Below are 20,908 nucleotides of genomic sequence, written 5' to 3' on the forward strand. Positions count from 1 at the left end.
AACACCAATTATAATATACTATACAGATGACAAAATTTAAAACAACAAAAGCAGCTGCATTGCTGTTCATCTGCGCTTTGTTTACTGCGGCCATCGTATCCTGTAATAAGGATTTTGCCCGCGTGCTGCCAGATAAAGAGTATACAGATTCGGTGGATGTATTTTACGGTAAACGTAAAGTGTTATATATAATTACAGATGGCGCACGTGGCGCCTCAGTAAACGCGGCCAACGTGCCGAACATCAAATCATTGCTGCCCAAATCTATCTACAGTTGGGTAGCGCTTAATGATCCGAATTCAAAGAACGACGCCCGTAACTGGGCTGATATGCTTACAGGGGTTAAAAGCGACGATCACGGCGTAACAAGCAATACCTTCGAGGGTAACAACCTGGAGCGTTACAAAGTGCTCTTCGAGCGTATAAAAGAGGTTAACCCAACCATTAAAATCGCTTCGTTTTCGGCATCTAATTTATTTAAAGAAAAATTGACAGCCGGCACCGATATCAGCGAAGCCTACGCTACCGACGCCGATGTTAAAACCGCCGTTGTAAATAACTTACAAAGCGACACGGCAACATTTGTAGTAGCTCACTTTAATGATATTGATGATGCAGGCGCACAATACGGCTACGATAATTCTTTTCCGCAATACAAGGCCGCTATCGAAACCTTTGACGGCTACGTAGGCGAAATTGTAAATGCAGTAAAGGCACGCCAAAATTATGCTAACGAAGATTGGATGATCGTTATCGCCTCAAGCGGTGGAGGTGAGTTTGCTATCCCTCAAAATCAAAATGATAATACTGTTTTCAGTAACACAACAGCCAATACCTTTACCATTTACAGCGCTTTAAAGTATAGCCAGCGTGTTATCAGTAAACCGTTTACAGGTAACCGTTACCTTGGGCGTACAGTACGTATGCAAAACGAGGCTGTTAGAGCTGAAATTGACACTGCTGATATATTCAATCTGGGTGGCGATACATCAAAGTTTACCATCGAACTAAAAGTGAAGAAGAACGGCGAACGTTTTACCTGGCCAAGTATATTGGGTAAACGGCGCGAATGGTCAAGCGGTCACCCGTCAGTGGGCTGGGTTATTTATCTGGAAGAAAAATACTGGTATTTTGAATTACGTGGCGCTAAAGAGGTAAACGGTAACTACAGGCAATGCCGGGGCCGCGATTTGGAGCCGAACCAGTGGAAAACGCTATCGGTTAAAAGCGAGATACGGGGTGGCCGCCGCTACATACGCACTTATACCAACGGGCAATTTGATAACGAAATTGATATAACCGATGCCGGTGACCTGGACAATAACGACAAGCTTAAACTTGGTTACTTAAATGGTACCGGTCATGGTTCTCCGGATGTGTACCTGAGTGATATCCGTTTCTTTAAAACCACACTGCCTGACGCTACTATACAAAACTATGCCTGCCAGACAACTATTGACGAGGGACACCCGTATTATAGCTTTTTAGTAGGCTACTGGCCGGGCACTGATGGGCAGGGCGACCTGATTAGGGATTTTGGCCCTCAAGCGCGCGACTTTAAGTTAATAGGCAATTATAAATGGGAGGATTTTAACGATCTGATATGCCCGCCGTCAGCTGAGACATTGGCGCAATTTGTTCCGCAAACCACTGATATACCATCACAAATATTTAACTGGTTTAGGATAGCGAGCCAACAGAGCTGGGATTTAAGCGGACGTGTTTGGTTAGATCAATAAACCGAGTAGGAAGAGAAAGAGTAAATATAACCAGTAACCATTATGAGAAAAGTTATATACAGCCTGACGGCCTTATGCCTTGCAGGAATAATTATTGCATCGTGCAGTAAGAATAAGCTGGATAACGTTGATCCGCTTGATAACGAGCAACGCAGCGTTTCTGGAGAGGGGATCATCGCGAGCGGTGTAGTTGCCGATAACGAGACGGTACGTGTACCTTTTAAAATAACACTGGATGCACCTGCAAAAAAGGCATTCCAGGTAGGTATCACGCTAAATACCGATACTATTGCCAAACTGATAAGCAACGGTACGTTAACCAATACAGTGGCTTTACCAAGCGGCTCAGTTGATTACCCGAACGTTATCAATGTACCTTATGGCGCTACAAGCGCGGTGGGTGAGGCCGTGGTACGTTTAAACGTGCTCGAGAAAAATTTCGGTAAGGATGTAGCCTTCGCCTTTAAACTTGCCGAGCCGGGCAAAGGCAACCAGATAAGCGCCAAAAATTCAAATATTATGGTAATTATGGATAGTGATGCCTTGATAAAGGAAAGCGACATTCATTATATTTCCATACAAAACGGCGCAGGTATACTGGATGTTGACTTTAATAAGAACTACAATAAATCGTGGCCGGGCGGTATAACCGTGCCGATAGCTATCAATTTAGCAGGTAAGCCAGCCGGCGCGTTCAATGTAAAAATTGAATTGGATACGGATACTATTGCCAAACTTATTGCCAACAAGGTGTTGCCGGCAAATACCATTGCCCTAAAACCTGATGAGTTTACGCTTGATACCAATATCCGTATTGTTACCGGCGCAAGCGGTGCTGTTGCCCGCCTTCAAATTGGCTGGCCGGTATTTGACGCCAATATAGTGGCTAACAAGCGGTTTGCCTTTGTGCTGAAAATTACCGATCCAACCAAACACTTGCTTGATCCTGTAAAAAATTATGTGATCGTGTTAGTACAGCCGGAAGTGAATCTGGATAATAATTCTTACATCACAGGTAACGGTACCGGGCTTAAGGCCGAATATTTTAGCAATTATCAAGGGTTGGACGATGATGGCCGTAAACCCGATCTGGTACGAATTGAGGAAAATATTAACTGGACAGGCGACGGTCCTTGGCAAAATGCTACGCCGGGCATAAGCCGCGACAATTTTTCGACACGTTGGACCGGAGAATTTTTGGCACCTGTACGTGGTGAATACAAATTTTATCAAACCGAATGGGATGACGGATCGCGTTTGATTGTGAATGGCGTAAAATTAATTGATGATTTCACAGATAGATGGGATAGACCTGAACGTGTCGGTACTATATTCCTCGAACGTGGTAAACGTTATAAAATTGAGGCGCACCATCGTGAAAATGTTGGCGGGCAAAGGGCCATTCTTGCTTATGAGGTGAGAAATAATAGTGAGCCAAAAGATATAATTATAAGCAAACGTGTTATACCAATGAGCCAGTTATTCCCGGCGCCATTAAATTAAAATATCAGATAATGAATATGAAAGCATTTTATAGAATTTCATCAGCCATTGTACTGGTAGCTATGCTGTCTGTTGGCTGCAAGAAGGAAAAAGAGCAAGCAAAACCTGAACCGGAGTTGCCGAGGCCAACTGCTGATTTTAGCGTAGAGGTTCCTGATACTATCGAGTATAACAATTTTAAATTTAGCAGTAACTCCACTAATTACGAAAGTTTACTATGGCAGTTTGGGGATGATAGTACATCGACAGACCCAAATCCAACGCACAAATATGAGTTTGACGATAACTACAAAGTAAACCTGACCGTACGTAATGCACAGGGCTTTACTGCAAGCCGCGAGGTTATAGTAAGAGTGGCTGATCCTAATTTTGACCCAACTAAAATAGGTCCAAGTTATTTTCAAACCATTGGTGGTACGTTATGGGTATCGCGTGATAATCAAGGCGGACCGGATGGTGGCGAAGGCTCAAAAAAAGTGGTTGATGGTGATCCAAACAGTAAATTTTTGCAATCAGGGTTTGCAGGTGACCTGGTAATTAAGTTTACACTCGATAGCGCCGTTTTAGCAGGTGGCTACACGATGGTGTCAGGTAATGACTCGCCAGACCGCGACCCAAGAAATTGGGATGTACAAGGTTCTGAAGATGATGTGAAATGGATCACTTTAGAATCAGCAGCTGCATCGGACAATCCAAGTTCTCCTGCAACCTATAAATACTATTTTACAGGCCGTAACCAACGTAAATTCTGGCATTTCCGCAAAAATAATACGGCTTATAAATACTACAGGTTAAGGGTAAAATCAAACTGGGGTAGCCGCGATTTCCAATTGTCAGAATGGTCTATCAACAAAAAACAACCTGATTGATACGATACCTATTACTTAAATCCATCACAAAAAAGGCGCTTAACTATAGTTAAGCGCCTTTTAAATTTTTGTTGGACTGTTAGCTGTTAGTATTTGCCGGCGTCACTTAACAAAGCTACATCTTCGGTAGATAGGTTTATTTCAGCCGCTTTTGCTATTTCTGTCAGCTGTTCAACGCTCGTTGCACTTGCAATAGGCGCTGTAACACCTGGTTGTGCTATCAGCCACGCAATGGAGATTGTTGCCAGGGGCACGTTGTGTTTTGCGGCCACTTCGTCCAAAGCCTCAAGTATTGCCTGGCCTCGGCTGTTGAGGTATTTTTTAATACCGCCGCCCCGCTGGCTTTTGTTAAGATCATCTTCTGAACGGTACTTGCCGGTTAAAAAACCACTTGCTAATGAATAGTACGTAATTACGCCCAAACCCTTTTCTAAACAAAGTGGCTGAAATTCTGCTTCGAAACTTTCACGATCATACAAATTATACTCCGGTTGCAGGCTCTGGTATGCGGCAAAACCGTTTTCCTCGCTTACTTTAATGGCTTCGGCGAGTCGGTCGGCTTTAAAGTTTGATGCCCCAATGGCCCGTACTTTTCCCTCTTTTATCAGTTGATCGAAGGCCTGCATGGTTTCTGCCAGTGGGGTATCTTTATCATCATCGTGCGATTGGTATAGATCTATATAATCCGTTTGCAATCGGCGTAAGGAAGCTTCAACAGCCTGATTGATATAGTTTTTTGATAAGCCCTTCATGCCTTCGCCCATGGGTTTGCCTACCTTGGTAGCCAGCACTATTTTATCGCGTTTGCCGGTGCTTTTCAACCAGTTACCTATGATAGTTTCTGATTCGCCACCCTTATTGCCCGGTACCCAATAGGAGTAAACATCAGCGGTGTCAACCAGGTTAAAGCCCTTGTCAACAAACGCGTCAAGTAATTCAAAAGATCGCTTTTCATCTGCCGTCCAGCCGAATACATTCCCGCCGAAGGCAAACGGCTTAACCATCAATCCGGATTTTCCAATTTCTCTGCTTTCCATTACAGCGCCGTTTTATTGTTTTGAATTTGTTCTGTTAACTCATCAACCCAACCCGAAAAATAAGGTTCAGTACCGCTTACGCGTTCCCAATTACCCTCTTCGTTACGAATGATGGTCAACTCCAGGCTCTCATCGATTGACTGAAATTTATATGCCAGGCCGGAGCCGGTAGTGAGTTCGGTAACAATGCCATCAATAGGCCCGTCAGATCCGGTTAATACTGCTTCAAATTGTTCGTTCATAAGATATATGTTTAATAACTGCATTCATTTTAGCATCACTTTATCAATGTTAATACGGATTTTACCCGTTATAAGCGCTAAAGGATTGCTAATAATGCATTAACATTAAAACCATTGAATTGAATGCATTGTTTGTTATTAATACATCTAAGTGAATTATGAGAAAAAAGACAAATTATTTTCAGGTTGCCCAAAATGTGTGGGGGATGAAAATCACCTTTGTTAACGTTTACATGATAGCTAACAGGAGGGGGGCAGGCAAGGGTTGGGTATTGGTTGATGCCGGCTTACGCGGCACTGCCAAGAGAATAATTGCCATGGCCGAAAGTATTTTTGGGCCAGGTACCAAACCTGCAGCTATTGTGCTTACACACGGGCACTTTGACCATGTAGGCGCACTTGAAGAATTATTAAAATATTGGGATGTGCCGGTATACGCTCATCCGCTTGAGTTGCCTTATTTAACCGGCCAATCATCGTATCCGCCGGCTGACCCGGGCGTAGGGGGCGGTTTGATGAGTTTAATTTCATGGTCTTACCCAACTAAGCCTATTAATTTAGGCAGCCGGGTGATACCAATTGATAAGTATGAAGGCGTACCCGAGTTGCCGGAGTGGAAGGTGATCCACACGCCCGGACATACGCCTGGGCATATCTCATTGTTTTTACCGTTGAATACTACGCTAATTGCGGGAGATGCTTTTACCACCACGCAAAATGAGTCGGTAGTTAACGCCTTGAATTTCAATAAAAAGCTTTCAGGCCCGCCAATGTACATGACGACTGACTGGCACGCTGCCGAAAAATCGGTGCGCAAGCTTGCTGCTTTACAGCCTCGTATAGCCGGTACCGGGCACGGTTTTGTAATGCGCGGCAAAGAGTTGCAAACGGCGCTGAATTATCTTGCCAATAATTTCAGGCAACTGGCCGTACCAAAACAGGGCCGTTATGTAAAACGTGCGGCAATGGCCGATGAAACCGGTGTAAAATACGTGCCATCGTATACAGAAACCACAAATCTTAAGCTTAAAGCCGCGGCGTTGGCGTTAGGTGCAGCAGCTGTTACATTTTTGGTTACAAAAGCTGTTGCTAAAAGGTAGTATATTTACCGCGTGGAAAATGTAATACCGGATAAAGAGGTTTTAATAACTGCCGTAACTTTAAAAATGCCTTTCGGCAAATACAAAGGCACCTTATTATGCGATCTGCCGGTTTACTATCTGGAATGGTTACATAATAAGGGCTTTCCGCCCGGCAAGTTAGGCATGACCCTGTCAACTGTTTTCGAGATAAAAACGAATGGCGTAACAGGCCTGCTTATGCAGGTTAAACAATATGTTCAACAACAAAAAAGCGACAGGTAAAACCCGTCGCTTTTTTATTATGATTTATGGGTGGTTACTCACCACGTTTTAAACCGTATTTTTCTATTTTACTGTAAAGGTGACTGCGTTGTATGTCAATATCATCAGCAGTTTTTGATACATTCCAGTTGTTCTTCTCCAACTTGAATTTAATGAATTCGCGCTCAGCGAAATCCTTATACTCCTGGAAGTTTTTAAACTGGTTAAAGTCTGTTTGCGGAGCCGCAGGTTGGGCGCCGTTAACCGGAGTTGCCGGTGCTGACGGGTTTGCAAAGGAGCGTACATCATTATCAGTGATCATCTTATCACTCATGATGATCAATCGCTCTACCATGTTGCGTAACTCGCGGATGTTACCTGTCCACGGCAGGGATTTTAATGCATCAAGAGCACCTTCAGATATACGCTTGGTTGGCATGCCGTATTCGCCGCATATTTCATCCAAAAAGCTTTGGGTAAGTAATGGGATGTCATCCTTACGTTCAACAAGCGGTGGAACGTGTATCAATATAACGCTTAGGCGATGGTACAAGTCCATACGAAAATTGCCGGCCTCAATTTCTTTAAGCAGATCCTTGTTAGTCGCCGCAATTACGCGTACATCTACGTCTATCTCTTTTTCGCCACCAACGCGCGTTATTTTATTTTCTTGTAATGCACGTAACACTTTGGCTTGGGCAGAGTGGCTCATGTCGCCAATCTCATCCAAAAACAAGGTGCCGCCGCTTGCTGATTCAAACTTACCTATACGCTGTTTAATAGCCGATGTAAATGAACCTTTTTCGTGGCCGAAAAGCTCACTCTCGATCAATTCAGATGGTATTGCCGCGCAGTTAACTTCAATAAGCGGCGCGTTTGCACGGTTTGATTTTTCGTGCAGCCAACGGGCCACCAATTCCTTACCGCTACCGTTTGCACCGGTAACCAGTACGCGTGCATCCGTCGGGCCTACACGTTCAATGGTTTCCTTGATTTTTAAGATACCTTGCGAATCACCAAGTATAGGGCGAACCTTGGAAACTTTGCGTTTTAAGGTTTTGGTTTCAACAACTAAGCTACCACGATCAAGCGCGTTGCGTACTGTTATCAGCAGTCGGTTCAGATCAGGTGGTTTGGATATAAAGTCAAACGCTCCTTTTTTGCTGGCTTCAACGGCAGTTTCAACGGTGCCGTGGCCTGATATCATGATAAATGGCAAATCAGGCTTAATGCTTAAACCTTCCTGCAGCACTTCCATGCCGTCCATGCGGTTCATTTTAATGTCGCAAAGCACAAGGTCGTAATCATTATTCTGGATCATGTCCAGCCCGTCAACGCCGTTGTCTACATCTTCAACCTGATAATCCTCGTATTCCAGAATTTCGCGTAGGGTGCTGCGGATCGCCCGCTCGTCGTCAATAATTAAAATTTTAGCCATTTGTATAATTGTTCAATAACTGAATCAGATGTTATAGGTTGCAGATAAACGAAAGATTAACTACTGATATATGTATACAAAAATAAACACTTCTGGTTTTTATAAATCTGATAAAAATTACACATGCTCAATGGCATGCTTAAGTGCGGCGTTGTGTTTGTACTTAAATACAAATGGAAATATTATAGCTATTACCAGCGCATAACCTGCAAAAGTAAGCCAGATGCCATGCCAGTCTTTAGTATTGTCGGGGTTGGTAAAAAACTCATCGATCAGGAAACCGCTGGCTAAACTGCCGAATACTGCGCCGAAGCCGTTTACCATCATCATGAACAATCCCTGCGCGCTGCCGCGTATCTCGGGTGTAGTTTGCGTTTCGACGAAAAGAGAGCCCGAGATATTAAAAAAGTCGAATGCCATGCCGTAAACAATGCACGACAGTATAATCATCCACAATCCGTCAGCCGGATTGCCAAATGCGAAAAGACCGAAGCGTAAAACCCAGGCCAGCATACTAAATAACATGACGTACTTAATGCCGAACTTACGTAGAAAGAAGGGTATGGCCAGAATAAAGCCCGTTTCAGAAAACTGGGATATTGACATGATGATAGCCGGATATCTCACCGCCCAGGTATCCTTATACGCTTCCATTTCGGCAAATCCATGCAGATAGGTGTCGCCGTAAGCATTGGTAAGTTGCAGTGCTGCGCCTAATAGCAACGAGAAAGTGAAGAAAATTGCGAAGCGAGGGTCGCGAAGTAGTTTAAATGCATTTAAGCCTAAACTGCCAGAAGCCAGCACACCTGTCGCCTTATTGAGCATTGGCCTGGCTTTGGGCAGTGTAAAGGCATACAAGCCTAAAGCAAGCGCAACGCCACCTGCAATATAAAATTGATTGGCTGATGTTTCGTTTTTACTAATACTTACCGTCCATAACGCAGCAATAAAGCCAACCGTACCCCAAAAACGGATAGGTGGGTAGTCTTTAACAACATCCTTACCTTCATTTTTAAGAGCAGAGTAAGCAACGGTTATAGATAGTGAAAGGGTGGGCATGTAAAAAAACATGTTAATGAGCATTACCCAAAAAAAAGTAACCGGGTTAGTAACCATTGGTAAGCAGAATAAAATACAAGCGCCGCCAATATGCATTATGCCGTATAATTTTTCGGCGTTGATATACCTATCGGATATAATGCCGGTTATTGCAGGCATAAAAATAGCCGATATACCCATGGTTGAAAAGATAGCGCCAAACTGTGCGCCAGACCATTCTTTGTTTTGAAACCAATATGCACCAATGGTGAGCAGCCAGGCTCCCCATATAAAAAATTGCATAAAGTTCATCAGTATTAAGCGTAACTTAATATTCATAAGTGCTTGAGTAGTAAATAAAAGTCAGTTAAGTTTTTAAAAGCGGAAAGTAGCTAAATATTGCGATATATAAAACGCGAAAATTGTTATTGTTAAAAGAAAAACGCCGCCATTTGGCAGCGTTTATATTCGATTGAAATATTAGATTAATTTTATCAGGACGATTTACGGCGATTAAGTTCGTCGCGAAGTTTGGCGGCCTTTTCATAAGCTTCATCGTTCAAAGCTTCCTGCAGGCGGGTGCGTAATTCATCCTCGCTTAATGAAGCGTAACTACCCGTTGAGGCGGATACACTTGGCTTGTCTTCAGTAGCTTCGTTCAGGTTTTCGAGGTATACAAACTCATTGCCCTCTATAACAATACCTGCTGTTGATAATATAAACTCGTAGGTGTAAATAGGGCAGCTGAACCTTACAGAAATGGCGATAGCGTCAGATGTGCGGGCATCGATCTCCATGGTGCGCTTACCGTCACTACAAATCAGCTTGGCGTAAAATATACCATCAACCAAATTGTAGATGATAACTTCCTGAACGCTTATGTTGAATGATTGCGCAAAGGTTTTAAACAGGTCATGCGTAAGCGGACGACTGGGCGTCATCTTCTCTATTTCAATAGCAATAGCCTGCGCTTCAAAGCTGCCTATTATTATCGGCAGCCTTCGCCTGCCGTTTATCTCACCCAAAACAAGGGCATAAGCGCCGGATTGTGTTTGACTGTATGAAAGCCCAACAATATCCAGCTCAATTTTTTTCATGTTATTTCCCATCGCAAAACCCCTGAGGCATATCCTCACATGTATTTTGTATGCTTATATAAAATATTATAGTCCTGTTAATACAGTATTCTTATCTAAAAGCATATTGTATTATCACAAAACGATGCACAACAATCTTTGTTTAAAAAAGAAATCACTGTTTTTAGGGGACTATTATTCCGGCTTAATGTACCCGGTTAAATTGAGCCGAATATACAAAATTGCTTTAATACCTCGACGGGTAATTCGGCGTTTGGCTTTCAAAAGCTATTTTTGAGCTTTTGAAAAATAAAGCTACATAACACTACAGAATATATTATGGAGGAGAGCAGGCTACAAAAGCTACTGGCGTTTTTTGAAAACGAACCTAATGACGAGTTTTTAAAATATGCGCTGGCAACCGAATATTTACGACTGAACGAAACAGAGAAAGCACTTGCTTATTATGAGGACTTGGTAAACAACCATCCCAATTATACCGGTACTTACTATCACTTAGGCAAATTGTATGAAGCGCTTAACCGCAAGGACGACGCTATCAACATCTATCAAGCTGGTATGCGCATTACACGCGAAAAGCGGGATAACCATGCTTACTCCGAATTGCAGGCAGCTTATAATCAGGCAGCTGGTGTATTTGATGACGACGATGACGATTATTGATTTCATTGCTTAAATTGTGTTGATTGAATCAGGATATTCAGCTTTAGTGTTAATAAGTCAATGCATTGTATATGTTTATAAGTATGCGTAACTATCTTAATTATAGTCTTTTATTGTGTTTGTAAAATTGTGTAAAACCTGTTTATAATTTCATTGATAAAATACTTGACAAGCGTTAATATGGTGTGTACCTTAGTATTATCAAGAACGACGTACTTTGACAACCTCACAGGGAAACAAATAAAAAGACAGTGAAAGCCTTCGGGCAATTACAGTTTAAAAAGAGTTACCTGAAGCATATTAAAAAATTAATTAGCGAAAGCTGATTAATAAGTAAATATAGCTTAGAGAGGTCTTGCGGAAATCGCGGCGCTCTACGGAGCTAAAGCGACAAGAAGCAATTGGTAATGTGATGATTTGTGGTTCGCGAGGATTACTTAATCAGGCATACCGGTCAAAGATCACACAAAACTTGATGTCTCCGGTGGGCTAAGGCTGGCGGGAGATTAAAACGGAAGTTGAATCGAACAGAGGAGACTTCCGTTTTGCTTTTTATGAGGTTTTAGTTTTTGTTGGGGGAAATTTCTTTCCTTTAGGAAAATAAAATGTTGTTGATTGGGTTTTAAATGGTATCAATAAATCATTAATACCATGAAAACCATCATCTTATCTTTCTTACTGCTTTTTTCATCCGCGATTATTGTCAATGCAGATAATCAAAAATTTTCTCATCATGTAATTAAACATAACCCGGCACCTGCAATTGAGGGTTGGTATTTTCGCGCTATAAGCGGCTACCCAGCCGCCATTTCTTTTGAACTGGTTGTGCTGTTTAAAAACGGCGAATATTATGAGGTAGGAGATGAACCCGTTGAAACGCTCAATATTGCATCATCAAAAAGCGCTCGCCCTAAGGCCTGGGGTAATTGGAAAAAGACCGGCGCTGTATTTTATCTCACTAACTCACAAAATAAAACGTACGATTATAAACTTGGGTCAGGCAATTGGTTTCCCGCTTTTGCTTACAGTCCATCGCTACCGTTAAAAAAGGGTTATGAAAAAACCAGCGGCGGTGATTATGGGAACGGTACTGTTGCGCTCACCATCAATAAAATCAATTTTGTTGATGCAACACATTTTACCACCGGCAGTAACAGCGGTATATCAACATCAAACGCCGCAGCTGGTAAGGTAACCAGCGCAAAAGGTACCTATAAAATAGCTGCCCATAGCATAACTTTTACTTACGATAACGGAAAAACGGTCACTAAATCCTTCGCGATAGGTGCATCCGGTTCGCCGGCTAGGCCAACCAATACGATGATATTTATCGGCGGCGATCCGTTTACCGATACCGAATGATTAAATACCTGCTTGCTTTTCTGAATTATAAATACCTAATTTAGTAGGATATGGCAAAGGCAGGCAGGAGCAAACCGGCTTCTCAAAAAAAGATATTTGTACTGGATACCTCGGTTATATTGTACGATCATAACGCTTTGGAAAGTTTTGAAGAACATGATGTAGCCATACCGGTCCAGGTGCTCGAGGAGCTTGATAACAAAAAGAACGGTAACGATACACGTAATTTCGAAGCCCGCAGCTTTTTGCGGCTGATAGATGATGTGTCGCGCGATAACCTTTTGAATGAGTGGACGCCTTTAAAGAAAAAAGGCTTGGGCTGCTTTAAGGTAATTATGGATGCCAAGGCCTCAAAGGATGCCGAGGAGATATTTGGCTCTGAAAAAACCGACCATCGTATACTCAACGCTGCGTTGAGCATACAGGAAGAATATCCGCAGAAAAAGGTTGTACTGGTATCAAAAGATATATGCCTGCGCCTCAAAGCCAAATCGCTGAACATCAATGCCGAAGATTACGAAACCGGTAAGATTAAAAATGTCGGTGAGCTTTACAACGGCGTAACGCAAGTTGATAAAACTACCGAAAAGTTTATCGGGCAGCTGAATAAGCAACTAACTCTATCAAATGGCATGCTTGCTGATGGCACTTATAAAAGCAACCATTTTTATGTGTTCAACAGTAAAAAAGCATCCACGCCTGCCTTTTACAATGCTAACACCTTACAGTTGGAAAAGGTGACTGAGCAGCCGGTACTCAATATTTTCCCGCGAAATACTGAGCAGGCCCTTGCTATACATGCATTGCTGCATCCGGATATCAAGTTAGTGTCAATACAGGGTAATGCCGGCACAGGTAAAACATTGCTTGCTTTGGCCAGCGCACTTGAGCAGCGCAAATTCTATAGGCAGATTTATGTTACCCGGCCCATAGTGCCGCTTAGTAATAAGGATATTGGGTTTTTGCCTGGCGACGTTAAATCAAAGATAGACCCATACATGGCGCCAATATGGGACAACCTTAAATTTATCAAAGATCAGTTTGCCGGCGACGAAAAAATGCAATCAAAAATAGATGAGCTGGTAAGTAACGACAAGATAACCATAACGCCGCTGGCCTTTATACGTGGGCGCACACTCAGTAAAATATTTTTTATTGTTGATGAAGCGCAAAACCTTACACCGCATGAGGTAAAGACCATCATTTCAAGGGCTGGAGAGAACAGTAAGTTTGTATTTACCGGCGATATTTACCAGATAGATACACCTTACCTTGATGCGGAGAGTAACGGCCTATCATACCTGATTGATAAAGCTAAAGATCATCCGCTCTATGCGCACATCACCCTGCAAAAAGGCGAGCGCAGCGAGCTGGCAAATCTGGCAACGCAACTATTGTAGTATACTATCAGTGATCTTGATAATATCGCTGCATATTTTATTAATAAAGTCGAGTTGCTCCTTTAATAAATTATCATCGGCATTAGGTGCAGTTGTTTCGGCGCTGTCCTCGGTTAAATGTTTTTCCACTTTAAATTCTGTGCTTGCGCCGAACAGTTTTAAACTCGCATCATTCAGCAGGGCAATGCTCTTTTTTACAGATCGTAAAGCAGATGGATTAGCTCGGCGAGCCGGCTTGCCTACTATGCCCGCGGCAATGGTTGCGATGTACGACGAAAGGATATGATTCAGTACCACAAACTTATGTACATCCTTAATTTTTACCTGCTTGCTTTTGGGCTCCGAGGTCATGCGCTGAAAAGCCGCTGATAAGTTGGCCGATTGAACGAACACATCCTTACGTGCAAGTTTATAGTCGGTAACGTCAAGGTTGTTGCCCGCAATGCTGTAGCCAATTTTAGCCAGGTAATTGGCATTGGCATGAATAACGTCGCGCAGGTTTTCTTTGATCTGCTCAAACTCCCACGATGGAAATATAAAGTGACTCGCCAAAAACGCAATCAATGATCCGATCACTGTGTCTACGATACGCTCCTGCACTACGTCATAGCCGCCAATGCCGATGAATTTAAGCATGATCAATACAAACGGTGTCATGAAAATTACGCTCACAATGTAATTTAGGCGTGTAAAGCTGTATGTGCCTATCATCAGCACAATCATGATACCGAATAAAACATTGTTATTGGATATCAGCCCAAGTATCAGCACCCCAATTAAACCACCAACGATAGTGCCTATCAGCCTGTGATAATTACGCTCTTTAGATAAGCTAAAGCCCGGTTTAAGTATCACAATAATGGTCAGTAAAATCCAGTAGCTGTGGTGGCTTGGCGCAAAAAATTTGGCTACCAAAAAGCCTACCAGGCAAACCAACGATACCCTGAGCGCGTGTTTAAACGAAGTGGATTTAAAGCTTAAGTTATCAAACAGTATATGCGGCGCATAGTCCTGGTGGGTAACAAATTTAGAATACTCAATCTTACCCTTCTTTTCAAATAACAGTCTTGACGAGCTGGAGTTATAGTAATCGTATATATTATGTATTTTCTGGTTAAGATCGCGCAGGTTGATGAGTATCTTTTTAAGTACAAGATTGCTGGCGCTGCCTTGTTTACCGCCGGCTTCGTCTATTTTTAATTTTATCTGTTCAAGATCCTTACTCAGATCAAGCACGCGTTTGTTCCTTAGGTTTGATAGCACCATGAAGGCCACATTATCTACCTCGTCGGCCATTTTATAAATGATCTTGTTGATCAATGGCAATACCTCACTATCCTTGAAGCTTTCGCGTATGTGCCCATAATCATAATGCGTGGCCATAACCTGCTCAAACATATCCACCAGGTCAACAAAGGTTAATACTAATATCCGGCTGGCATTTGTCGATTCCTTTACGGTAACCCTGCTCTTAAATAGTATTTCGCGTACCGCATCCTGATGCGTACTTACGTACACTTGTTGTGCTACGAGTTTTCTGTAATTTTCGTCGATGTCGGTATCGATATCATAAAAATCAGCTTTAATGCGGAGAAATTTGGCGATGTCGCCGATGCTCTCACCCAGTATCTGTTGTGCCGCCCGGTAAGGTCGTATCCTGAAAAATAATAAGCTAAATAACGTATACCATATACCACCAACAAGCAAGGTTAAGCTTACCGGCAAAATCTGATCGGGCTGGGTGTTTTTGCCCATCATAAATATCATGGCCAATATTGATGCTGTACCTACGGAAGCAGCCCTGTTGCCATAAACAATCAATAATGAGAATATAAAGCTGAATAAGGTGATCTCAACGCCAAGCGTAAGAATATTAAGCCGGGCAAAACCCGTGATTAATGAAACCAGGAAAAGGCAAACATTACCTATAGCCATGGCGTTACGCTTATGCACAACCGGCCCCGGGCTATCAATTACCGACAAGCACAATGCCCCGAGCGAGAGTGTAAAACCGGTATCAAGCATATCAAATTGCAGAAACAATAGAGACGGTAGTAGTATACCCGCTGTGTAACGCAATCCGTCAGAAAAATACTGGCTGTAAAAAAAACTTTTTACCTCTCGTTGCTGCGAATCATTGATGGGATTAGATAGGGAGAATGCCACCTTGCAAATTTACGTAATTTATTTATTGATATTATTTATACCGTTATTCTGACTTTTTGATTGATAAAAGCATAGAAAAATTAACATTTCAGCACGTTTTTGCTTATTTTAATTAAATTCACGCCGATAATGGCCTGTTACCGGTATGTACAGGCTTGGTTTGTTCCAAATTTTTAAAAATAACTATGCCCGCATCGTTAAAACTAAGCCAAAGAGAAGCAACTTTTAACAATGAAGTTGTTGCCCGCTTTGAGTTATATAACAGTTTGTTTCAAACACTTCCGTTCTACCAGGTAAAGGAGATAGGCATATTACTACCCTTTTTTACCGCGCATTGTGAGCAGGGAGTTAATGCGGGTCTTTCGCCCGAGGAGATCATCTCATCATTCTTTAGCAAGCATGTGCCAGACATTGATCACCGCGAGCAAATAAACCGCATGTTCCGTTTATTGCAGTACATAGAGCGCCAGGTAGTATTGTTTGATGCCATTGAGGATTCATCATTCGGTAAAATAGGTCGTGCTGCCGACGCGGGTACTTTACAAAGCCTGCTGCAACAAGCTAACATCAGTGATCAGGCACGTAAGGACATCAGCGACAAGCTGAATGACATGTCGTTACGGTTGGTGTTAACCGCTCACCCTACGCAATTCTATCCCGGTACGGTGCTCGGCATCATGACGGATTTGATTGACGCACTTAAGCATAACGATATTAACAGTATTGACGAATTGTTGCAGCAATTAGGTAAAACGCCGTTCTTCAACAAAACTTCGCCAACACCTGTTGACGAGGCCATAAGCCTAATCTGGTTTATGGAAAACATATTCTACCATGCCTTGTCGGGCATACAAACCACTATTGAGCAGGAGTTTGATGTTAACGTAAACGCTAAAAGGCAGATACTGGAGCTCGGTTTTTGGCCGGGTGGCGACAGGGATGGAAACCCCAACGTAAATACCGACACTACGCGTTCTGTAATGCGTATTTTGAGGCAGGTATTGTTCAGATGCTATTATCGCGATTTCAAAGTATTAAAACGCCGTATCACTTTCCGCGGTTTTGGTAAAACGCTTGAGGAGCTGGAAAAACTGCTCTATCAGAATGCTTTCAATCCACAGCGCGATCCGCATGATGTACAAGGTGAATTGCTTGATATGCTGGGCAGCATCCGCGAAACCGTAATTAACGATCACGATAGCCTTTTTCTGGATGTCGTTGATGACATGATACGCAAGGTGCGCCTATTTGGATGCTACTTTGCTACGCTTGATATAAGGCAGGACAGCAGGGTGTTACGCAGCGTATTTAAATACGGCAGCGAGCGTATTTCAGAAACCGGAATAAAACCCGAGTATTTTGATTTGGATGAAGCGAAAAAGCTAAAGAATATCAAATTTAACGAGGCTGACTTTATTTGCCCTGATGATGCCGATGATCTGACTAAAGATACATTGAACACCATTCGCTTAGTTAAAAAGATACAACACAATAACGGCGAAAAAGCTTGTCAGCGCTTCATTATCAGCAACTGCCAGCAGGCTTCGGACATATTACAACTTATAGATTTGTTTTTATGGAGCGGTTGGGAGAAGGATCATTTAACCGTCGACTTTGTTCCGCTGTTTGAAACTGTTAACGACCTGAAACACGCGGCCGGCGTAATGGAAAAATTGTATACGCATCCGTTTTATAAAGAGCATTTAAAACAACGCGGTAGTGCACAAACCATTATGCTTGGTTTTTCTGACAGTACGAAGGACGGTGGCTACCTGATGGCCAATTGGTCTATCTATAAAGCCAAAGTTGAATTAACGGCTATGGCCAATAAGTATAATATTGATCTCTCTTTCTTTGATGGCAGGGGCGGCCCACCGGCACGCGGCGGCGGTAAAACACACCGTTTTTATTCGTCAATGGGGCAGGAGATCGCTAATAAACACATCCAGTTAACCATACAGGGACAAACGGTGAGCTCTCAATACGGCTCGGTAGAGACCGCAAGATTTAATATGGAGCAGTTAATACATGCGGGTATCGTTTCTGCATTACACCCTAATCAGCACGATTTGCTCGACAGCCGCCATAAGTCACTGATTAATGAGATGGCTGAGGAGAGCTATAAGCTGTTTATGAATTTGCGCGAGCATCCGCTGTTTACAGATTACTTAGAAAAATTCAGCCCGATAAAACTTTTATCGCTCGTTAACATCAGCAGCCGCCCCACAAAGCGTAATTCTGATTCTAAATTGAGATTAGAAGACTTACGTGCCATCAGTTTTGTTACCTCATGGAGCCAGTTAAAACAAAATATACCCGGCTTTTACGGTGTTGGTACCGCACTGAAAAAAATGAAGGAAAGCGGTAATTGGGCTGAAATTAAAGAACTATACCGTGGATCAGGATTTTTCCGTACCATGTTGGATAACTGCATGATGTCCATGTCGAAATCAGATTTCAGGGTGACAGCGTACCTGGAGAAGGATGAGAGGTTTGGTGAGTTTTGGTCGATGCTTAAAAACGAGTACGAATTAACCAAAGCAATGCTGATGGAGCTTACAGAAGCCGACGTATTAATGGTTGATTACCCGGTAGAGCGCCGCTCAATAGCTATACGCGAAAAGATTGTGTTGCCTTTAGTAATTATACAGCACTATGCTTTAAGCTTACTTCGCGATAATAATGATGATCGTGAACTTACCGGCGTATATAGTAAACTCGCTATCCGTACAGTTTACGGTATAGTTAACGCGGGCCGCAACCTGGCTTAACCGGGCAAGATATATTTTCGGATTTTGTAAACCGATGTAATGCACAATTGTTACTTACTTACAATTATAAGTATAGGAGCATGAGGAGAGCACACTACATCGGTTTATTTATTTTATTAATTATAGCACAAGCCTGTAACGATAAGCGCAAGGCCAAGAATTATAATCAACAGGTTAGTGTGGATGGAGATGCTTTAGTATTCATACGTAAAGCTGCAGAATCGGGCATTGCCGAGGTAGAAGCATCATCCATAGCCAAGCAAACTTCTAAAAACCCAAAAGTAGTTCAATTTGCTACCATGATCGCTGATCAGCACAGCCGCATTAATGAGGAATTGAAAAGCCTGCAGAGCCGTAATATGATATCAAGTAATGATACCATCAGCCTTGAAAAACAACAGGAGATAGCAGCCATTGCTAAAAAGAGCGGTGTTGAGTTTGACCGCGAGTACATGGCTATGATGGTTAAAGACCATGAAGAAGCAGCCGCCCTGTTTAGCTCAGGTTCAACGATACGTACCGCCTCAGTCAACAAATTCGCTAATAAATTTCTCCCTGAAATTAAGGCACATCTGGACACTGCAAAACAGATCAGTGCCGGTTTAAAATAAAAGGTTTCAATGCATACAGCCGCTGTTTGTTACGCAAGCAGCGGCTTTGTTTTTATATGCTTGTTACCCGGGTTTAAATTTTTAAAAGACAGCTTTTTTAAGTAATAATATTGTGATTTTGGTGTAAGTTACCATCTAAATAAAATATATTAGCAATTACTCCGAATCTATGAAGACCGAACTACAAAAAATGCTCGACGGCGAACTTTATGTAGCTGCTGACGAGCAATTAACCCATATGCGCTTAAACGCCCGGAAGCTTATCCATCAGTATAACCAAATGACAGTTGCAACCGTTGAAGAAAAAAACACGGTGTTAAAACAGCTTTTAGGCAGGTGTTCAACTATTGATATTCAGCCACCTTTTTATTGTGATTACGGCGTTAACATTATAGCAGGCGAAAACCTGTTCATGAATTTTAACTGTGTTGTATTGGATTGCGCTTTGGTTACCATTGGCAATAATGTACAGCTCGGCCCCAATGTTCAGATATATACCGCAACCCATCCGTTAATAGCATCGGAGCGAATTAAAGGCCCGGAACTGGCCAAGCCGATTACTATCGGCGATAACGTTTGGATCGGCGGTGGGGCTATTATTTGTCCTGGTGTTACTGTTGGCGAAAATACCACTATCGGCTCAGGTGCAGTAGTAACTAAAGATGTGCCTGCCAATGTTTTTGCGGCGGGCAACCCATGCCGAGTTATTAAAAACCTTTAAATTAAATTTTTATATGGATAAACGTATTTGTTTTATAATCAGTACATTATTGCTTCTTGGCGCATTTTCAAGTAAAGCTCAGCAAAAGCCGTTATATGATACTACGCAAAAGGCAGTGTTAGTGTCGCGACAGTTTGAATTTACTGAAGGGCCGGCCACCGATAAAAATGGCGATGTATATTTTACCGACCAACCAAATGATAAGATATGGAAATATAGTGCCGATGGTAAGTTGACGGTTTTTATGGATAAGACAGGCCGGAGCAATGGCTTGTTCTTTGACAAAAAAGGCCGCCTGCTTGCAGCTGCCGACGAAAAAAATGAGCTTTGGGCCATTGATAAAAAAGGAAACCACAAGGTTATACTATCCAATTTTAACGGCAAGCGTTTTAATGGGCCAAATGATGGCTGGGTTGCACCCAATGGCGATATTTATTTTACTGACCCGTACTATCAACGTGATTACTGGCAGCATAAATCGTCCGATCTTGATGGCCAAAAGCTGTACCTGCTAAAAAAAGGCGCTAAGCAGGCTGTTGTTGCAAACGACCAATTTAAACAGCCCAATGGTATAGTGGGCACTACTGATGGTAAGTTTTTATATGTAGCCGATATTGGTGATAACAAAACCTATCTGTTTAACATTGAAAAGGATGGAACCCTAACCAATCGTGTGCTGCTGATAAAGCAAGGATCGGACGGAATGACGCTTGACGATCAGGGTAACATCTATTTAACCGGTAAGGGCGTTACGATATATAATCCGCAAGGAGAGAAGCTATTCAACATACCCATCCCGGAGCAATGGACTGGTAATGTATGCTTTGCCGGGAAAAACCGTGATGTATTATTCATTACCGCGTCTAAAGGAATTTACACGGTAAAAATGAACGTAAAGGGTCAATAAA

Annotated in this window: 18 protein-coding genes; 12 read left to right on the forward strand and 6 right to left on the reverse strand. The window is 42.5% G+C overall.

Going from position 1 to position 20,908, the window contains the following annotated elements:
• Window positions 1–26 precede the first annotated feature (26 nt).
• From LT679_RS03285 to LT679_RS03295, 3 genes are read left to right on the forward strand one after another with little or no spacing between them, the layout of a single operon-like run.
• Window positions 27–1,739, forward strand: coding sequence for an alkaline phosphatase family protein (locus tag LT679_RS03285; protein WP_232175532.1), 1,713 nt, complete (start codon window positions 27–29; stop codon window positions 1,737–1,739).
• Between the two features lie 42 nt (window positions 1,740–1,781).
• On the forward strand, window positions 1,782–3,242 hold the full coding sequence (locus LT679_RS03290; RefSeq protein WP_232175535.1) for a PA14 domain-containing protein: 1,461 nt from the start codon (window positions 1,782–1,784) through the stop codon (window positions 3,240–3,242).
• Between the two features lie 17 nt (window positions 3,243–3,259).
• Window positions 3,260–4,111 (forward strand): PKD domain-containing protein, encoded by an 852-nt coding sequence (locus tag LT679_RS03295; RefSeq protein ID WP_232175537.1) that lies wholly within the window; start codon window positions 3,260–3,262, stop codon window positions 4,109–4,111.
• An 86-nt stretch (window positions 4,112–4,197) separates the two neighbouring features.
• Here LT679_RS03295 and LT679_RS03300 read toward each other — a convergent pair whose 3' ends face one another.
• The gene (locus LT679_RS03300; protein ID WP_232175538.1) at window positions 4,198–5,148 is read right to left on the reverse strand and encodes an aldo/keto reductase; all 951 of its coding nucleotides are present in this window, start codon (window positions 5,146–5,148) and stop codon (window positions 4,198–4,200) included.
• Complete coding sequence (locus tag LT679_RS03305; protein WP_232175539.1) at window positions 5,148–5,390, reverse strand: hypothetical protein; 243 nt, start codon at window positions 5,388–5,390, stop codon at window positions 5,148–5,150. The genes LT679_RS03300 and LT679_RS03305 overlap by 1 nt, the downstream gene beginning before the upstream one ends.
• A gap of 158 nt (window positions 5,391–5,548) precedes the next feature.
• Between LT679_RS03305 and LT679_RS03310 the strand changes: the two genes are divergently transcribed.
• Together LT679_RS03310 and LT679_RS03315 are read left to right on the forward strand one after the other, a co-directional pair.
• Entirely contained in the window at window positions 5,549–6,490 is a 942-nt protein-coding gene (locus tag LT679_RS03310; RefSeq protein ID WP_232175540.1) for an MBL fold metallo-hydrolase, read from the forward strand.
• 12 nt (window positions 6,491–6,502) lie between these two features.
• Complete coding sequence (locus tag LT679_RS03315) at window positions 6,503–6,754, forward strand: DUF3820 family protein (protein WP_317206527.1); 252 nt, start codon at window positions 6,503–6,505, stop codon at window positions 6,752–6,754.
• Window positions 6,755–6,788: 34 nt separating this feature from the next.
• Here the strand turns inward: LT679_RS03315 and LT679_RS03320 are convergent, their stop codons facing one another.
• From LT679_RS03320 to LT679_RS03330, 3 genes are all read right to left on the reverse strand, one after another.
• On the reverse strand, window positions 6,789–8,171 hold the full coding sequence (locus tag LT679_RS03320) for a sigma-54-dependent transcriptional regulator (RefSeq protein WP_232175541.1): 1,383 nt from the start codon (window positions 8,169–8,171) through the stop codon (window positions 6,789–6,791).
• Between the two features lie 117 nt (window positions 8,172–8,288).
• Window positions 8,289–9,548, reverse strand: coding sequence for a nucleoside permease (locus LT679_RS03325; protein ID WP_232175542.1), 1,260 nt, complete (start codon window positions 9,546–9,548; stop codon window positions 8,289–8,291).
• Between the two features lie 155 nt (window positions 9,549–9,703).
• Window positions 9,704–10,306 (reverse strand): bifunctional nuclease family protein, encoded by a 603-nt coding sequence (locus tag LT679_RS03330; protein ID WP_232175543.1) that lies wholly within the window; start codon window positions 10,304–10,306, stop codon window positions 9,704–9,706.
• Between the two features lie 318 nt (window positions 10,307–10,624).
• On the opposite strand from LT679_RS03330, the gene LT679_RS03335 reads away from it, so the two are divergent.
• The 3 genes from LT679_RS03335 to LT679_RS03345 all read left to right on the forward strand — a co-directional run bounded on the left by LT679_RS03335 (window position 10,625) and on the right by LT679_RS03345 (window position 13,731).
• A complete protein-coding gene (locus LT679_RS03335) occupies window positions 10,625–10,969 on the forward strand; it encodes a tetratricopeptide repeat protein (RefSeq protein ID WP_232175544.1) in 345 nt (114 codons plus the stop codon).
• 651 nt (window positions 10,970–11,620) lie between these two features.
• Window positions 11,621–12,331: a hypothetical protein gene (locus LT679_RS03340; protein ID WP_232175545.1), complete on the forward strand. Its 711-nt coding sequence runs from the start codon at window positions 11,621–11,623 to the stop codon at window positions 12,329–12,331.
• Window positions 12,332–12,381: 50 nt separating this feature from the next.
• Window positions 12,382–13,731: a PhoH family protein gene (locus tag LT679_RS03345; protein ID WP_232175546.1), complete on the forward strand. Its 1,350-nt coding sequence runs from the start codon at window positions 12,382–12,384 to the stop codon at window positions 13,729–13,731.
• On the opposite strand, the gene LT679_RS03350 is transcribed toward LT679_RS03345, so the two are convergent.
• Window positions 13,723–15,897, reverse strand: coding sequence for an FUSC family protein (locus LT679_RS03350; protein ID WP_232175548.1), 2,175 nt, complete (start codon window positions 15,895–15,897; stop codon window positions 13,723–13,725). The two genes, LT679_RS03345 and LT679_RS03350, sit on opposite strands and share 9 nt — an antisense overlap.
• A 185-nt stretch (window positions 15,898–16,082) precedes the next feature.
• Here LT679_RS03350 and LT679_RS03355 point away from each other — a divergent pair, with 185 nt between their 5' ends.
• The 4 genes from LT679_RS03355 to LT679_RS03370 all read left to right on the forward strand — a co-directional run bounded on the left by LT679_RS03355 (window position 16,083) and on the right by LT679_RS03370 (window position 20,907).
• Window positions 16,083–18,668 carry a phosphoenolpyruvate carboxylase gene (locus LT679_RS03355; protein WP_232175549.1) on the forward strand — a complete coding sequence of 862 codons (2,586 nt, stop codon included), beginning with the start codon at window positions 16,083–16,085 and terminating at the stop codon, window positions 18,666–18,668.
• Window positions 18,669–18,748: 80 nt separating this feature from the next.
• Window positions 18,749–19,279: a DUF4142 domain-containing protein gene (locus tag LT679_RS03360; protein ID WP_232175550.1), complete on the forward strand. Its 531-nt coding sequence runs from the start codon at window positions 18,749–18,751 to the stop codon at window positions 19,277–19,279.
• 169 nt (window positions 19,280–19,448) lie between these two features.
• Complete coding sequence (locus LT679_RS03365; protein ID WP_232175551.1) at window positions 19,449–20,000, forward strand: sugar O-acetyltransferase; 552 nt, start codon at window positions 19,449–19,451, stop codon at window positions 19,998–20,000.
• 13 nt (window positions 20,001–20,013) lie between these two features.
• Complete coding sequence (locus LT679_RS03370) at window positions 20,014–20,907, forward strand: SMP-30/gluconolactonase/LRE family protein (protein WP_232175552.1); 894 nt, start codon at window positions 20,014–20,016, stop codon at window positions 20,905–20,907.
• Window position 20,908: the final 1 nt, after the last annotated feature.

The sequence above is a fragment of the Mucilaginibacter roseus genome (genome assembly GCF_021215455.1).
GTDB classification, from domain to species: Bacteria; Bacteroidota; Bacteroidia; order Sphingobacteriales; family Sphingobacteriaceae; genus Mucilaginibacter; species Mucilaginibacter roseus.

Excerpts from the sequence above, each read along its gene's own strand:
- LT679_RS03310 (WP_232175540.1), top strand. The coding sequence starts at position 5,549 with ATGAGAAAAAAGACAAATTATTTTCAGGTTGCCCAAAATGTGTGGGGG.
- LT679_RS03325 (WP_232175542.1), bottom strand. The coding sequence starts at position 9,548 with ATGAATATTAAGTTACGCTTAATACTGATGAACTTTATGCAATTTTTT.
- LT679_RS03305 (WP_232175539.1), bottom strand. The coding sequence starts at position 5,390 with ATGAACGAACAATTTGAAGCAGTATTAACCGGATCTGACGGGCCTATT.
- LT679_RS03340 (WP_232175545.1), top strand. The coding sequence starts at position 11,621 with ATGAAAACCATCATCTTATCTTTCTTACTGCTTTTTTCATCCGCGATT.
- LT679_RS03300 (WP_232175538.1), bottom strand. The coding sequence starts at position 5,148 with ATGGAAAGCAGAGAAATTGGAAAATCCGGATTGATGGTTAAGCCGTTT.
- LT679_RS03365 (WP_232175551.1), top strand. The coding sequence starts at position 19,449 with ATGAAGACCGAACTACAAAAAATGCTCGACGGCGAACTTTATGTAGCT.
- LT679_RS03290 (WP_232175535.1), top strand. The coding sequence starts at position 1,782 with ATGAGAAAAGTTATATACAGCCTGACGGCCTTATGCCTTGCAGGAATA.
- LT679_RS03320 (WP_232175541.1), bottom strand. The coding sequence starts at position 8,171 with ATGGCTAAAATTTTAATTATTGACGACGAGCGGGCGATCCGCAGCACC.
- LT679_RS03370 (WP_232175552.1), top strand. The coding sequence starts at position 20,014 with ATGGATAAACGTATTTGTTTTATAATCAGTACATTATTGCTTCTTGGC.
- LT679_RS03295 (WP_232175537.1), top strand. The coding sequence starts at position 3,260 with ATGAAAGCATTTTATAGAATTTCATCAGCCATTGTACTGGTAGCTATG.
- LT679_RS03355 (WP_232175549.1), top strand. The coding sequence starts at position 16,083 with ATGCCCGCATCGTTAAAACTAAGCCAAAGAGAAGCAACTTTTAACAAT.
- LT679_RS03345 (WP_232175546.1), top strand. The coding sequence starts at position 12,382 with ATGGCAAAGGCAGGCAGGAGCAAACCGGCTTCTCAAAAAAAGATATTT.
- LT679_RS03330 (WP_232175543.1), bottom strand. The coding sequence starts at position 10,306 with ATGAAAAAAATTGAGCTGGATATTGTTGGGCTTTCATACAGTCAAACA.
- LT679_RS03285 (WP_232175532.1), top strand. The coding sequence starts at position 27 with ATGACAAAATTTAAAACAACAAAAGCAGCTGCATTGCTGTTCATCTGC.
- LT679_RS03335 (WP_232175544.1), top strand. The coding sequence starts at position 10,625 with ATGGAGGAGAGCAGGCTACAAAAGCTACTGGCGTTTTTTGAAAACGAA.
- LT679_RS03360 (WP_232175550.1), top strand. The coding sequence starts at position 18,749 with ATGAGGAGAGCACACTACATCGGTTTATTTATTTTATTAATTATAGCA.